This is a genomic window from Streptococcus vicugnae (genome assembly GCF_016461705.1).
In the GTDB taxonomy this organism is placed as follows: Bacteria; Bacillota; Bacilli; order Lactobacillales; family Streptococcaceae; genus Streptococcus; species Streptococcus vicugnae.
Genome location: NZ_JAEMHW010000001.1, coordinates 119,413 through 133,524, shown reverse-complemented (window position 1 = coordinate 133,524; position 14,112 = coordinate 119,413). Strand labels below are relative to the sequence as shown.

15 protein-coding genes are annotated in these 14,112 nt (G+C 36.4%); all 15 read left to right on the top strand.

From position 1 onward, the window contains the following. Nucleotides 1–125 precede the first annotated feature (125 nt). The 15 genes from JG537_RS00665 to JG537_RS00595 all read left to right on the top strand — a co-directional run bounded on the left by JG537_RS00665 (nucleotide 126) and on the right by JG537_RS00595 (nucleotide 14,093). Complete coding sequence (locus JG537_RS00665) at nucleotides 126–932, top strand: N-acetyltransferase (protein ID WP_246454253.1); 807 nt, start codon at nucleotides 126–128, stop codon at nucleotides 930–932. A 21-nt stretch (nucleotides 933–953) separates the two neighbouring features. Further along, nucleotides 954–1,448, top strand: a complete 495-nt coding sequence (locus JG537_RS00660; protein ID WP_132868968.1) for a GNAT family N-acetyltransferase — start codon at nucleotides 954–956, stop codon at nucleotides 1,446–1,448. Nucleotides 1,449–1,473: 25 nt separating this feature from the next. Next, a complete protein-coding gene (locus JG537_RS00655; RefSeq protein WP_165941976.1) occupies nucleotides 1,474–1,650 on the top strand; it encodes a glycine zipper domain-containing protein in 177 nt (58 codons plus the stop codon). 255 nt (nucleotides 1,651–1,905) lie between these two features. Further along, nucleotides 1,906–2,808, top strand: a complete 903-nt coding sequence (locus tag JG537_RS00650) for an NAD-dependent epimerase/dehydratase family protein (protein WP_199542404.1) — start codon at nucleotides 1,906–1,908, stop codon at nucleotides 2,806–2,808. An 11-nt stretch (nucleotides 2,809–2,819) separates the two neighbouring features. Then, nucleotides 2,820–3,416 (top strand): transglutaminase-like domain-containing protein, encoded by a 597-nt coding sequence (locus tag JG537_RS00645; protein ID WP_132869882.1) that lies wholly within the window; start codon nucleotides 2,820–2,822, stop codon nucleotides 3,414–3,416. 69 nt (nucleotides 3,417–3,485) lie between these two features. Then, complete coding sequence (locus JG537_RS09670; protein ID WP_249927644.1) at nucleotides 3,486–3,902, top strand: GNAT family N-acetyltransferase; 417 nt, start codon at nucleotides 3,486–3,488, stop codon at nucleotides 3,900–3,902. 36 nt (nucleotides 3,903–3,938) lie between these two features. After that, nucleotides 3,939–4,349: a GNAT family N-acetyltransferase gene (locus JG537_RS00635; protein ID WP_132869883.1), complete on the top strand. Its 411-nt coding sequence runs from the start codon at nucleotides 3,939–3,941 to the stop codon at nucleotides 4,347–4,349. Between the two features lie 140 nt (nucleotides 4,350–4,489). Continuing rightward, complete coding sequence (locus JG537_RS00630) at nucleotides 4,490–4,894, top strand: nucleoside deaminase (protein ID WP_246454252.1); 405 nt, start codon at nucleotides 4,490–4,492, stop codon at nucleotides 4,892–4,894. Nucleotides 4,895–5,492: 598 nt separating this feature from the next. After that, on the top strand, nucleotides 5,493–7,145 hold the full coding sequence (locus tag JG537_RS00625; protein WP_132869961.1) for a SulP family inorganic anion transporter: 1,653 nt from the start codon (nucleotides 5,493–5,495) through the stop codon (nucleotides 7,143–7,145). Between the two features lie 356 nt (nucleotides 7,146–7,501). Next, nucleotides 7,502–9,148 carry a peptide ABC transporter substrate-binding protein gene (locus JG537_RS00620; RefSeq protein WP_199542401.1) on the top strand — a complete coding sequence of 549 codons (1,647 nt, stop codon included), beginning with the start codon at nucleotides 7,502–7,504 and terminating at the stop codon, nucleotides 9,146–9,148. 440 nt (nucleotides 9,149–9,588) lie between these two features. After that, nucleotides 9,589–11,235, top strand: a complete 1,647-nt coding sequence (locus JG537_RS00615; protein WP_132869596.1) for a peptide ABC transporter substrate-binding protein — start codon at nucleotides 9,589–9,591, stop codon at nucleotides 11,233–11,235. Between the two features lie 104 nt (nucleotides 11,236–11,339). Continuing rightward, the gene (locus tag JG537_RS00610) at nucleotides 11,340–12,068 is read left to right on the top strand and encodes a pseudouridine synthase (RefSeq protein WP_132869595.1); all 729 of its coding nucleotides are present in this window, start codon (nucleotides 11,340–11,342) and stop codon (nucleotides 12,066–12,068) included. Between the two features lie 83 nt (nucleotides 12,069–12,151). Beyond that, on the top strand, nucleotides 12,152–12,280 hold the full coding sequence (locus tag JG537_RS00605) for a DUF4044 domain-containing protein (protein ID WP_003065505.1): 129 nt from the start codon (nucleotides 12,152–12,154) through the stop codon (nucleotides 12,278–12,280). An 85-nt stretch (nucleotides 12,281–12,365) separates the two neighbouring features. Next, nucleotides 12,366–13,679, top strand: a complete 1,314-nt coding sequence (gene obgE / locus JG537_RS00600; protein WP_074560570.1) for a GTPase ObgE — start codon at nucleotides 12,366–12,368, stop codon at nucleotides 13,677–13,679. Nucleotides 13,680–13,910: 231 nt separating this feature from the next. Continuing rightward, nucleotides 13,911–14,093, top strand: coding sequence for a hypothetical protein (locus JG537_RS00595; protein WP_132869594.1), 183 nt, complete (start codon nucleotides 13,911–13,913; stop codon nucleotides 14,091–14,093). The last annotated feature ends 19 nt before the right edge of the window (nucleotides 14,094–14,112 follow it).

The window sequence follows — 14,112 nt, the reverse complement described above, 5'->3', positions numbered from 1 at the left end:
AGTTGCTGTTGAAATTAATAATAGCTATCGCTTTGCTTATCCTATTATATTGAATAATTAAACCAACCAGATAATGTCTTTTTTGTCTGGTTTTTCTTTTGTCAGAATACCTTGATTTTGCTACAATGAAAGCAAAGAGTGATAACGTTTTCTTGGGCGATGAGGAGGTATCGGTTATGGAATACATCCAAGTGACAAAGGAAAATTTGGAAAAAGAGCATATTTGTTGTGCCATCTCTAACAACAAAGATGTTCAGGTATCATCTAAAAAAGCTTGGCTGTTGGAGCGCTTTGATGATGGATTAGTTTTCCTAAAAAGTGTTGAACGTGGCAAGTGTTTTATCGAGTATCTTCCTGCTGAAAATGCTTGGAATCCCATTGAAGCAGATGATTATATGTACATTGATTGCTTGTGGGTATCAGGAGCATTTAAGGGACATGGGTATTCGACGGATTTATTAGAAGCTTGTATTACTGATAGTAAGGCTAAAGGAAAGAAAGGGCTGTGCATTCTAGCAGCGGCTAAGAAGAAACCATTTCTGGCAGACCCTAAGTATTTAACTTACAAGGGGTTTAAGGTGGCTGATGAAGCTGACAATGGTATTCAACTTTGGTATTTGCCATTTTCTGATGATGACAAATGTCCAAAATTCAAAGCTTGTGCCAAACATCCTCATATCGATAAATCAGGTTACATTTTGTATTACACCAGTCAATGTCCTTTTAATGCCAAGTATGTTCCAATCCTTGCAGAAACAGCTCAGCAAGAAGGGATTCCTTTTGAAGCTATTCAGATTACGGATAAAAAAACAGCACAATCAGTGCCAACCCCAATAACGACCTATGCTCTTTTTTATAACGGAGATTATGTGACAAATGAGCAGATGAATGCTAAGAAGTTTTTAAAACTCGTCTCGAAAGTTGAAGGATAATTTTTCGATGAAGAGGTATGTATGATTGAGTTAAAACCACTTGTTTCAAGTGATCGTGAACAATTTATTAAAGATAATCAAGAAGCTTTCAATTATGGGGCTTTAGAGGAATTTGGTTTGAGAGATGACCATTTTGAAGAAGATGGTCAAATCATCTCTCTAGAGACAATTGAAGAATCCATAGATAGTGGAGAAGCCTACCGTATCCTTGATGATGGAAAGGTTGTCGGTGGTGTTGTTGTGCGTGTTGATGGAGATAAGGGAGACTTAGATTTGCTCTTTATTTCTCCTAAGTGTCATAGCAAAGGAATCGGCTACGCCGCTTGGTGTCAGATTGAAAAAATGTTTCCTCAAGTGAAAGTTTGGGAAACTGTGACACCATATTTTGAAAAGCGTAATATCCATTTTTATGTCAATCGTTGTGGGTTTAAGATTGTTGAATTCTTTAACAGTCACCACAAAGATCCAAATGATGATGAAGCTTCAGAAATGTTTCGATTTGAAAAACGCCTATAGTTTCACTATTTAGGAGGAGAAGATTATGAATAAAGAAAACGGAATTGCAATGGGAATCAGTCTTGGAGTATTATTTGGGGCAGGAATCGGCGTTTTGACGCATAGTATTGGTTTATGGGTGTCGCTAGGTATTTCCATTGGTCTTATTATTGGGCTTCTTCTTGTAAAAGATGGCGATGGTGATAATAATCAAATGGAGTAATAGTCAACAGATAACTGCCGTTTTAATGTGATGGTAGTTTTTTATTTACTTTATTTTCTAATCAGAGTGCTTGATGAGTTTAAAAGAGATAGTCAAAAAATATTGTTAAATGACATTTTTATCAGAAACTGGCACAAAAAAGTCTAAAATCTGATAGGGAATTAGCTGAAAAACTGTTGTTCGTTGTAACGACAGTTTTTTTATGATAGAATTCAGATATTATAATATTCTGATAATTACAAAGGAGGTTTTTGGATGAAAACAGTACTTGTAACGGGTGGAACAGTTTTTGTGAGCAAGTATGCGGCAGCTTACTTTCTTAAACAAGGTTATGATGTCTATGTGCTTAATCGAAGTACCAAGACGCAAGTTGAAGGCGTGACTTTGATTCAAGCTGATCGACACAACTTGGAAAATCGACTGAAGGGTTTGCATTTTGACCTTGTTTTGGATGTAACAGCCTACAAGGCTAGTGATATTACTTGCCTTGTAGAAGCGCTTGACTCATTTGACACCTATATCATGATTAGTTCAAGTTCTGTCTATCCGGAAAATGGACCTCAACCATTTTTAGAAACTTCCCAAGTCGGTGAAAATAAATTCTGGGGCCAGTATGGTCTAGATAAGATTGCAGCAGAAAAACGTTTGCTTGAGCTGGTTCCAGAAGCTTATATTTTACGCCCACCATATCTCTACGGATCGATGAATAATGTTTATCGCGAAGCTTTTGTCTTTGATTGTGCTAAGGATGATTTGCCATTTTATCTGCCACGCCACGGTGAATTAAAATTACAATTCTTTTATATTAAGGATTTGTGCCGCATGATGGAAGCTATTATTGAAAAGCGGCCAGCAGAACACCTCTATAACGTAGGAAATACTGAAGTTATAAGTACTCGCCAGTGGGTGAAGCTCTGCTATGCCTGCAGTAATAAAATTCCAGAATTCATCGAAGTCTTTGATGAGGTCGATCAGCGCAATTACTTTAGTTTTTACGACTATGAGTTCTTTTTAGATGTCAAAAGGCAAGAGAAATTATTACCAGAGCTAACACCTCTAGAAATTGGCTTAAAAGAATCCTACACATGGTGTGAAAACCACGTCTTCGACGTCAAAAAGAAACCATTTTTTGATTATATTGAAAAACATTTGAAGTAAAGGAGGGGTGTATGAATCAAGAATTTTTAGAAGTCAGTGAATATGTTGATTATCTTCATCCTGAAATTCAAAAACGTGCTCACCAATTAAAAAATGAGAGCATAGATGAAATAGATTTGGTCAAAAATACTTTCCATTTTGTGCGAGATAAAATTTCACATTCTTGGGATGTGAAAGATCATCGCGTAACAGTTTCAGCTAGTGACTGTCTTAGAGAAGGTGTCGGGATTTGTTGGGCAAAATCAAATCTTTTGGCCGCACTTTTTAGAGCAAATGGCATTCCTTCTGGCTTTTCCTATCAACGATTGATACTTGGTTCTACACCTGACACAGGTTATTGTATTCATGCTCTTAATACTGTTTATCTTGATTCTTTAGGAAAATGGCTACGCTTAGATGCTAGAGGAAATAAAAAGAATGTTCAAGCAGAGTTTTCGCTAGATGAGGAACGATTAGCTTTTTATCCAGATGCAGAAGGTGAGGTAGATTATCACGATAATCATGCAAAACCAGATCAAGGCTTGATGACGGTACTAGAAAAGAGCACAGACGCTATTGATATGTATTTGCATCATTTACCCGATAGATTAACTTGCGAAGTGAAGTAAGGGAACGATATGTTATTTAAAAAAGCTAGTATTTCTGATATAGATATGTTGGTGTCAGCATGAATTGAAGTGCTACGGGCGGCAAATCAATTAGAGCATTCCGTAGATTTAAGTCATTTGGCTAAAAGTTCAAAAGAGTATTATCAAGAAGCTTTGTCAAATGGCAATCACACAGCATTTTTGGTTTATGATGCTGACAAGGTGGTGGCAACAGGGGCAATTTCTTACTATCGTGTTATGCCAACCTATCATAATCCGTCAGGGAAAAAAGCTTATATTATGAACATGTATGTGGCTCCAGAATATCGTAGACGCGGGATTGCGAGCAATTTATTGGATTTGTTGATTGCTGATTCAAGAGAACGTGGTATTGACTTCATCACGCTTGAAGCGACTCAAATGGGAAGAAAACTTTATGAAAATTACGGCTTTTGTCAAATGAATGATGAAATGCAATTTATTATTCAAAATAAAGCGCGTGAGTAAGATAAGCGTACTTGTACGAAGAAACGAGGTTATCAGATGGCGGAAGATATTGATTATAAATCTATTCAAAATTTTAAATGTAGCGACTTAGAGCGTTTATTTCTTTCAGTAGAATGGTCCTCAGGTCATTTCCCTGAAAAGTTAGTCCTTGCCATGCAGAATTTTAAAACTGTCTATTCAGCTTGGGATGGAGAGAAGCTGGTAGGTATGATTTGTGTTATGGATGATGGCATCATGAATGCCTATATTCATTATTTGCTCGTTGATCCTGACTATCAAGGGCATACTATCGGAAGAAAACTGATTCAGATGGTAAAAGAAAAATACAAGTCTTTCATGCGAATTGCTGTGATTGGCTATAATAAGGAAATTGACTTTTATGAGAATTGTGGCTTTGTTAAAAGTGAAAATTGCTCACCACTTTTCATTACATCGCTATGGACTTAGTTTTGAGGATTAATCGATGAGAAGGAAAAGCAGCGATTAGAAAAGCCAGAAAAGAAGATATTTCACGAATAGCAGAAATTCTTATCTTTGTAAAAAGACTAAAATTTTATCCGATTTTTCAATAGGAAGGAGTGATTTTGATGTCAAATGAATCATTAGAAATTTATATGCAAAAGGCTATTGAAGAAACTTATGATGGAATTCATAAGGGAGATGGTGGTCCTTTTGGTTCAGTTGTTGTGAAAGACGGCGAAATCATTGGTAGTGGTCATAATATGGTAATCAGAAAAAATGATCCAACTGCCCATGGAGAATTGTTGGCAATTCGTGAAGCTAGTCAAAAGTTGAATAACTTTGACTTATCTGGATGTATTTTGGTGTCAACAGGTGAACCAAGCTTACTTAGTTTGGCAGCGTGTCTTTGGGCAAATATTGATAAGATTTATTATGGCTGTTCAAATGATGATATTCAAAAATCGGTTTTCGTAATGAAAAGTTGGATGATATTGTCAACAATCTGTCACATCTTCCTAAAAACTATTTAACTCAAATTTGTCACGAAGAGTGTCTAAAGCTATTTGATGATTATCAAAAAATGAATCATGATCTTTATTAGATTGAAGGATTCAAGTTATTATTAGCTGTAGCAAATATGCTACAGTTTTTTGTTAATAAAATGATATAATGACTGAGGTATTTTTATGGCAGGATTGGTTAGTAAAAAATCATTATTTTGCCAGTGTTATTCTGATTTTGTAACGCCATTAGCAACTCAAATTGCTCCCGCTCAGACGGAGGTTCACATTTTTTATGCAGAAAAATGGGGAAGAAATACTTGAAATGTTATCAAAAACATTTTAAAAATCCAATCATTCACCTGAAGGTTGAAAATAATCTGAAAATTTACTTTTGAATTTTTGTGGATTTTCAAAAAACGCGGCTAAAACAGCGTATAGCGCTTACAATTTTAAATCAGAATGATTTTTGATTCAAAATCCAAAATCTGTAAACTAGCGGAGCTAAAAACTAGCAAATAAAGCTAGTTTTTCCCTTGATATACCTAGAATTCTCACTTTTGGTGTGATAAAATGGTAATGTGAGTTCTCGTAAGCGTCTGAGAACAAATAAAAGTAGGAGGAAAAGATGGACGCTTTTAAGTATATTAAGCCAAAACTGTTCAGTACTCTTAAAAATTATTCGGGTGCGCAGTTTGCAAAAGACCTTGTTGCAGGGATTATTGTGGCAATCATTGCCCTACCATTGTCAATTGCCTTAGCGATTGCATCAGGTGTTAATCCAGAACAAGGTCTTTATACTGCAGTTGTGGCAGGTTTTTTTATTTCATTTTTAGGTGGTAGTCGTGTTCAAATCGGTGGACCGACTGCAGCATTCGTAGTCATCATCTACGGTATTATTGCACAATATGGTATGGCTGGTCTTACCATTGCAACATTCTTAGCTGGTATTATGATGATTGTGATGGGACTTCTTCGCTTTGGAGATTTGATTAAATTCATTCCTAAAACAATCACAGTTGGGTTCACATTAGGTATTGCTGTCGGAATCTTTGTTGGACAAATCAAAGATTTCTTAGGACTTGATATGGGTGCCGTTCCAGCTGAATTCGTTGAAAAAATGGTAGCCTATGCTCAACATTTAAATACAATTAACTGGCCAACACTATTGATTGGTATGATTGCTTTGTTAATCCAAATCTTCTGGCCACGTGTTTCTCAAAAAATCCCTGGTTCTCTCGTTGCTATTATTGTGACAACAGCACTTGTTGGATTTGGTCACATGTCTGTTAAAACAATTGGTGACTTGTACACAATCAAAGCTGGTTTACCTTCATTCACAATGCCAAGCCTTTCGTTTGCTTTAGTTCGTCAAATGATTTCACCAGCCTTCACCATTGCTATCCTTGCCTCGATTGAATCACTTCTTTCATGTGTGGTTTCTGATGGTATGATTGGTAGCCACCATCGTTCAAATGCTGAATTGGTCGGACAAGGTGTTGGTAATATGATGTCTGCCTTATTTGGTGGCATTCCTGCAACTGGAGCTATTGCTCGTACAGCAGCCAATGTTAAAAATGGTGGACGTACACCGATTGCTGGTATGACACACGCAGTAACTCTTCTTTTAATCCTATTGTTCTTGATGCCATATGCTTCACTTATTCCAATGAGCTGTTTAGCATCAATCTTGATTATGGTTGCATACAATATGAGTGGATGGCGTACATTTGTACACATGCTTAAAAAAGCACCTAAGAGTGATATTGCTGTTTTGGTTATTACACTTGTATTGACAGTCTTCTTTGACCTTGTAGTAGCTATTGAATTCGGTATGGTTTTGGCTGCCTTCTTATTCCTTAAACGCATGTCAGACGTTGCAGCAGTTCGTCAATGGGTTGATAAAGATAGTCTTGATGATGCTGAACTTTCTGAGAATACTGATTTGAAACATGTTCCAAATAACACAGTTGTTTACGAAATCTTTGGATCATTATTCTTTGGTGCAGCTAATGATTTCCTTAACTTTACCCACGAAGAAGGAAAAAATGTCTTGATTCTTCGTATGCGTAATGTTCCTGCAATGGATATTTCAGGACTTGAAGCACTTGAAGAAACACTTGAAATCTGCCAAAAACGTGGTATGACATTGATTCTTTCTCATGTTAATAAACAACCATATCGTGTGATGGAAAAAGCTGGCTTTATCGAAAAAGTTGGTCAAGAAAATCTTTGTGAAAATATTGATGCCTCACTTAAACGTGCAGCAAGTCTTGCATAATAGTGGTTATAGATAAATAAATCCTGCAGAAAAATCTGTGGGATTTTTTGTTATTATGTTAGTTTTCCTAACTGATTTTTGGCTAAAAAGTGACAAGTAGCGGTAGCAATATTTTTTAATTTTCCACAAAAATGAAAAAGTAAGCAAGGCAGGAGAATAAATAGTTGCCATAAAAGTAGCTAAAAGTCACAAATTTTCAAGCAATTTCCCCATTTTTCAGCCATAAACAACACTTTATTATCATAATTCAGTTTTTTTAAAATTGTATTAATTTTGAAATTTTCTGTATTTTTAGAAAATAGTGTGTTATAATACCAGACATACCGAAAGAAAGTTTATGGTAGGAGGAATTTTTTATGGAAAACAAATCAACTTGGAAACGTGTTGGTCTGGGAGCGGTTAGTTTGGCTTCTGTCGCTCTACTAGCAGCATGTGGTGGCGGTAGCAAATCAGCTACTAATAAAGATGAAATCAATTGGTACACACCGACTGAAATCTTGTCACTTGATATTTCAAAAAATACTGACCAATATTCAGCACTAGCTATTGGGAACTCATCAAGTAACCTTCTGCGTGTTGATAAAAATGGTAATCCAAAACCAGACTTGGCTAAAAGTGTTGAAGTGTCTGAGGATGGTTTGACTTACACAGCAACTTTGCGTGATGGACTTAAATGGTCAGATGGAAGTGCTTTGACTGCAGATGATTTTGTTTATACTTGGCAACGAATGGTTGATCCAAAAACAGCATCAGAATATTCTTATCTAGCTGTTGAATCTCATTTGGAAAATGCGGATAAAATTAATTCTGGTGAAATCACTGACCTTAACCAACTTGGTGTAAAAGCTGATGGTAATAAAGTGACTTTCACATTGACAAGTCCATGTCCTCAATTCAAATATTACCTTGCTTTTTCTAACTTCATGCCACAGAAAAAAGCATTTGTTGAAAAAGAAGGCGATAAATACGCAACAACTTCAAAAAATCAACTATACTCAGGCCCATATACAATAAAAGGTTGGAACGGTAGCGATGGTAGCTTCACTTTAGTTAAAAATAAATACTATTGGGATGCTAAACACGTTAAGACTAAAAAAGTTAACCTTCAAGCTATCAAAAAAGCTGATACAGCCGTTCAAATGTACAAAAATGGTGAGCTAGATACAGCTAATATTTCTGCAACCTCATCTATCTACAAAGCGAATAAAGCTAATAAAGATGCAGTAGCAGTATCAGAAGCTCGTATGTCTTATATTGTTTACAATGAAACTGGTTCAGTAGCTCCTCTTGCCAATGAAAAAATCCGTCAAGCTCTTAACTTAGCTACAGACCGTAAAGGTATTGTCGAAGCAGCAATTGATACAGGTTCAAAACCTGCCACAGCTCTTGTTACACCAGGTCTTGCAAAATTGACTGACGGAACTGATCTTTCAAAATATGTTGAACCAGGTTACAAGTATGATGAAAAAGAAGCAGCTAAATTATTCAAAGAAGGGTTGTCAGAACTTGGAACAAACTCAGTTAAATTGACTGTTACCGCTGACTCTGATGATGCTGTAACTAAAGCAGCAGTCGACTACATCAAACAAAGTTGGGAAGAAGCTCTTCCAGGATTGAAGATTGAAGAAAAATTTGTTACCTTTAAACAACGTCTTGAAGATACTAAGAACCAAAACTTTGAAGTTGCTCTTGTAGCATGGGGTGGTGACTATCCAGAAGGTTCAACATTCTATGGTTTGTTCTCATCTAATTCAGCATACAACTATGGTAAAGTGTCAAGCCCTGAGTTTGACGCAGCCTATAACAAAGCTTTAACAACTGATGCTTTGGATACTGATGCGGCTGCTGAAGATTATAAAGCAGCTGAAAAAGCTCTTTATGATGGAGCACACTATAACCCAATCTACTTCCGTAGTACTAAATGGCTTCAAAATCCAGACATTAAAGGACTTGTTCGAAATTCAACAGGTTTAACTGTCGATTTCACTTATGCTCACAAATAATTAATAACCTCTCTAAAAAAAACAAAACAAGGTTGATCTTAGTTGGCCTTGTTTTTGTATAATTATTTTTAAATATCACATAAAAGGTTGTTTTTAGTTATGATTTATACAAAAAAAGATAAAATATTCATTTTTGATGTTAGCTTTTATAGACATTGATTGTTGGGAAAAAGAGGGATAGTTGGAAATATGAAACCTTTAATGTTTTATAAAAATGAAAAGCTTTCAATACAAAAAAATGTCTATATTAGTTTATTTTATGCGTTTTTTCGATATAATTTGTTGTTTTTATCATGAAATGATTGAAAAATAAGTGAAAAATGAGCGTAAGCAATCTTTTTGAAATTTTAATTAATTTTCAAATTTTCTGTATTTTTAGAAAATATTGTGTTATAATACTTAACATACCGAAAGAAAGTTATATGGTAGGAGGATCCATTATGGAGATTAAAACTTTAAAACGTGTCAGTCTTGGAGCTGTCGCATTGTTGTCTGTTGCTACACTAGCAGCATGTGGTGGAAATAAATCAACATCAAAATCTGCTAGCAAAGATATCAATTGGTTCGTACCAACTGAAATCAGCACGCTTGATATTTCAAAAGTAACTGATACTTACTCATCAATTGCTATTGGTAACTCAGGAAGTAACCTTCTTCGAGTTGATAAAAATGGTAAATTGCAACCAGATTTGGCTAAAAGTGTTGAAGTATCAGAAGATGGTTTAACTTATACAGCTACTCTTCGTGATAACCTTAAATGGTCAGACGGAAGCAAATTGACTGCTGAAGACTTTGTTTATACTTGGCAACGACTTGTTGATCCAAAAACTGCATCAGAATATTCATACCTTGCATCAGATGCTCATGTTTTGAATGCTGAAGATATTATCGCAGGTAAAAAATCTGTTGAAGAACTTGGTGTAAAAGCTGATGGAAACAAAGTTATCTTTACTTTGTCAAACCCTTCTCCACAATTTGAGAGCCTTCTATCATTTGCAAACTTCATGCCTCAAAGTAAAGCATTTGTTGAAAAAGCAGGCGACCAATATGGTACAACTTCAGATAAAGCATTGTATTCTGGACCATACACTGTTAAAAAATGGAACGGTACAAATGGTAACTTCACACTTGTGAAAAACAAATACTATTGGGATGCAAAAGACGTTAAAACTAAGAAAGTAAACGTTCAAACAATCAAGAAACCTGATACAGCTGTTCAAATGTACAAAGACGGTGACCTTGATACAGCAAACATCTCAAATACAGAAGCTACATTTAAAGCTAATAAAAACCGTGAAGATGTTGTTCCAGTTCCAGAAGCAACGACAGCTTACATGGTTTACAACCAAACTGGTACAGTGACTGCTTTGAACAACACTAAAATCCGTCAAGCCCTTAATTTGGCAACAGACCGTGAAGGAATTGTAAAAGCTGCTATCGATACTGGTTCAAAAGCTGCTACAGCTCTAGCACCAACAGGTCTTGAAAAACTTCCTGATGGAACTGACTTAGCTAAATACGTATCACCAGGTTACAGCTACAATAAGAAAGAAGCTACAAAACTCTTCAAAGAAGGTCTTGCAGAACTTGGTACTGATTCAGTTAAATTAACTATCACAGCTGACTCAGACGCACCAGTTGCTAAAGCATCAGTTGACTATATCAAACAAACTTGGGAAGAAGCTCTTCCAGGATTGAAAGTTGAAGAAAAATTTGTTACTTTCAAACAACGTCTTGAAGATACTAAGAACCAAAACTTTGATGTTGCCCTTGTTCTTTGGGGTGGTGACTATCCAGAAGGTTCAACATTCTACGGACTCTTCACTACTGGTTCATCATATAACTATGGTAAATTCTCAAATGCAGATTACGATGCTGCCTACCAAAAAGCTATTACTACAGATGCTCTAGATCCTAAAGCTGCTGCTGATGATTATAAAGCTGCTGAAAAAGCACTTTATGACAACGCACTTTACAACCCAATCTACTTCCGTAGTACAAAATCACTTCAAAATCCAGACCTTAAAGGTCTCGTCCGTAACTCAACAGGTTTGTCTGTAGACTTCACATACGCATACAAAAAATAAATCTTGAAGTGATGATTAAACAAGGTTCGAGCTTGCTCGACCTTGTTTTTTTATGCTCTGAAAAATGGTACAATGAGTGTATCATATTCAGATAAAGGAATACTATGCGTTTAGATAAATTTTTAGTAGAAGCCGGAATCGGTTCGCGAACTGAGGTCAAACAATTACTTAAGAAAAAACAAGTAACTGTTAATGGTGAAATTAAAACCTCTCCAAAGACTCAAATTGATGAAAAGGCTGATCAAATTGTCTGTCAGGGAGAAAATCTTTCCTATGAAAAATATGTCTATTACCTGCTAAATAAACCAAAAGGTGTAATTTCAGCAACAGAAGATAATCACCACAAAACGGTTTTAGATTTGTTGGATAAAACAGCTTGGGATAAAGAAGTCTTTCCTGTTGGGCGTTTAGACATAGACACTCATGGACTGTTATTGTTGACTAATAATGGTAAATTGGCGCATGCCATGCTATCACCTAAAAAGCACGTTGATAAACGTTATCGTGCTAGAGTTTCAGGCATTATGACAGCAGAAGATGTTGAGCGTTTTGCCAAAGGAATTGAGCTGAAAGATTTTACTTGCCAACCAGCGCAGCTAGAGATTTTAGAAGTTGATAAGGAAAATGAAACAAGTCTTGTCGAAATCACAATCAAAGAAGGAAAATTCCACCAAGTCAAACGCATGGTTTTAGCTTGTGGCAAGGAAGTCACAGAGTTAGAACGTTTGAGTATGGGGCCTTTGCAGTTGGATGAATCGTTGACACTTGGACAATGGCGTCGATTGACGGCAGAAGAGCTAGCAAAACTAGAAGTATTTGACGTTGAACTGTAAATTTCTTGCAGTAGTTATTTGATTATTTAGGCTAATCATGTTAAGATAATAGTAATAAAATCAATTGAGCGAGGTGTATTAAGGTGGCATTTGGTGAAAACGGACCACGTAAAAAAACAGCGTTTGAAAAACTGACTTTAGTAGTTGTTATCTTAATGGTTCTAGTAACTGTAGGTGGTCTTATTGCGACTGCTATTGGTTCAATTATTTAAAGAACGCTGATGAGGCGTTTTTTTATGCTTTTGCAAATCAATTTTTAGTGTAAAAGTTACTATAATGAAAGAATAGGAATTAATAATGAGTATGTTTTTAGATACTGCCAAAATTAGCGTTAAAGCTGGTCGTGGTGGTGATGGCATGGTTGCCTTCCGTCGTGAAAAATACGTCCCTAATGGCGGACCTTGGGGAGGTGACGGTGGTAAAGGTGGTTCAGTCATCTTTAAAGTTGACGAAGGACTTCGTACTTTGATGGACTTCCGTTACAACCGTATTTTTAAAGCAAAATCTGGTGAAAAAGGGATGACAAAAGGAATGCATGGACGTGGTGCAGAAGACCTTATTGTACGTGTCCCTCAAGGAACAACTGTTCGTGATGCTGAGACAAATAAAGTTATCACTGACCTTGTTGAAAATGGTCAAGAGTTTGTTGTAGCTCACGGTGGACGTGGTGGACGTGGTAATATCCGCTTTGCGACACCACGTAATCCTGCACCTGAAATCGCTGAAAATGGTGAACCAGGTGAAGAACGTGAACTTCAATTGGAATTGAAAATCTTAGCAGACGTTGGTTTGGTTGGATTCCCATCAGTTGGTAAATCTACATTACTAAGTGTTGTTACAGCTGCTAAACCCAAAATCGGTGCTTATCACTTTACAACAATCGTGCCTAACCTTGGTATGGTTCGCACAAAATCAGGTGACAGCTTTGCTATGGCGGACCTTCCAGGGTTGATTGAAGGTGCTTCACAAGGTGTTGGTCTTGGTACACAATTCCTTCGTCATATCGAACGTACACGTGTTATTCTTCACGTGATTGACATGTCAGCAAGTGAAGGACGTGATCCATATGAAGATTATGTTTCAATTAATAATGAACTTGAAACTTATAACCTTCGTTTGATGGAACGTCCACAAATCATTGTTGCAAATAAGATGGATATGCCAGAGGCAGAAGAAAACTTGAAAGTCTTTAAAGAAAAATTGGCTGCTAACTATGATGATTTTGAAGAAATGCCAATGATTTTCCCAATTTCAAGTTTGGCACATCAAGGATTGGAAAATCTTATGGAAGCAACAGCAGAATTGCTTGATAAGACTGATGAATTCTTGCTTTACACTGAAGATGATATGATTGATGAAGAAGTTTACTACGGATTTGATCCAGACGAACGTCCGTTTGAAATTTCACGTGATGACGATGCTGCTTGGGTATTGTCAGGTGAAAAACTTGAAAAACTCTTTGTCATGACAAATATGGAACGTGACGAATCAGTTATGAAATTTGCCCGTCAATTGCGCGGTATGGGTGTTGATGAAGCCCTTCGTGAACGCGGTGCTAAAGACGGAGATATCGTTCGAATTGGTAACTTCGAATTTGAATTCGTGGATTAACCTACTATTTGTCGTTGCTAGCTTAGCTGTTTAACGACAAAGCAGCAAGCTCTATATGGGAGCTAGTAACTTATATTCTAATGAAGCAGAGCAAAAATAGGAATTTTGACGGAGAGCCATGAGCTCTAGATAGCAATTATCTTCTTTGCAGAGCTTGTAGAATGTATTTTGAATGACAATTCAAAGTTTTTAATTCACAAATAAGTTTTATATATTTAACTGGAGGTTCTTATGGGAGAAAAACCGATATCTTTTAGAGATAAAGATGGTAATTTTGTATCAGCAGCCGATGTCTGGAATGCTGAAAAGCTAGAAGAACTTTTCAATACACTTAATCCAAATCGACGTTTTCGCTTAGAACGTGAAAAATTGGCAAAAGAAAAAGCAGGAGAAGCAGAAGCCGATGAGTCTTAATGCACTATCCTGCTTGAGC

What these genes read in the sequence shown, in the direction of transcription:
- JG537_RS00665 (WP_246454253.1), top strand. Translation starts at nt 126, where the DNA reads ATGAAAGCAAAGAGTGATAACGTTTTCTTGGGCGATGAGGAGGTATCG.
- JG537_RS00660 (WP_132868968.1), top strand. Translation starts at nt 954, where the DNA reads ATGATTGAGTTAAAACCACTTGTTTCAAGTGATCGTGAACAATTTATT.
- JG537_RS00655 (WP_165941976.1), top strand. Translation starts at nt 1,474, where the DNA reads ATGAATAAAGAAAACGGAATTGCAATGGGAATCAGTCTTGGAGTATTA.
- JG537_RS00650 (WP_199542404.1), top strand. Translation starts at nt 1,906, where the DNA reads ATGAAAACAGTACTTGTAACGGGTGGAACAGTTTTTGTGAGCAAGTAT.
- JG537_RS00645 (WP_132869882.1), top strand. Translation starts at nt 2,820, where the DNA reads ATGAATCAAGAATTTTTAGAAGTCAGTGAATATGTTGATTATCTTCAT.
- JG537_RS00635 (WP_132869883.1), top strand. Translation starts at nt 3,939, where the DNA reads ATGGCGGAAGATATTGATTATAAATCTATTCAAAATTTTAAATGTAGC.
- JG537_RS00630 (WP_246454252.1), top strand. Translation starts at nt 4,490, where the DNA reads ATGTCAAATGAATCATTAGAAATTTATATGCAAAAGGCTATTGAAGAA.
- JG537_RS00625 (WP_132869961.1), top strand. Translation starts at nt 5,493, where the DNA reads ATGGACGCTTTTAAGTATATTAAGCCAAAACTGTTCAGTACTCTTAAA.
- JG537_RS00620 (WP_199542401.1), top strand. Translation starts at nt 7,502, where the DNA reads ATGGAAAACAAATCAACTTGGAAACGTGTTGGTCTGGGAGCGGTTAGT.
- JG537_RS00615 (WP_132869596.1), top strand. Translation starts at nt 9,589, where the DNA reads ATGGAGATTAAAACTTTAAAACGTGTCAGTCTTGGAGCTGTCGCATTG.
- JG537_RS00610 (WP_132869595.1), top strand. Translation starts at nt 11,340, where the DNA reads ATGCGTTTAGATAAATTTTTAGTAGAAGCCGGAATCGGTTCGCGAACT.
- obgE (WP_074560570.1), top strand. Translation starts at nt 12,366, where the DNA reads ATGAGTATGTTTTTAGATACTGCCAAAATTAGCGTTAAAGCTGGTCGT.
- JG537_RS00595 (WP_132869594.1), top strand. Translation starts at nt 13,911, where the DNA reads ATGGGAGAAAAACCGATATCTTTTAGAGATAAAGATGGTAATTTTGTA.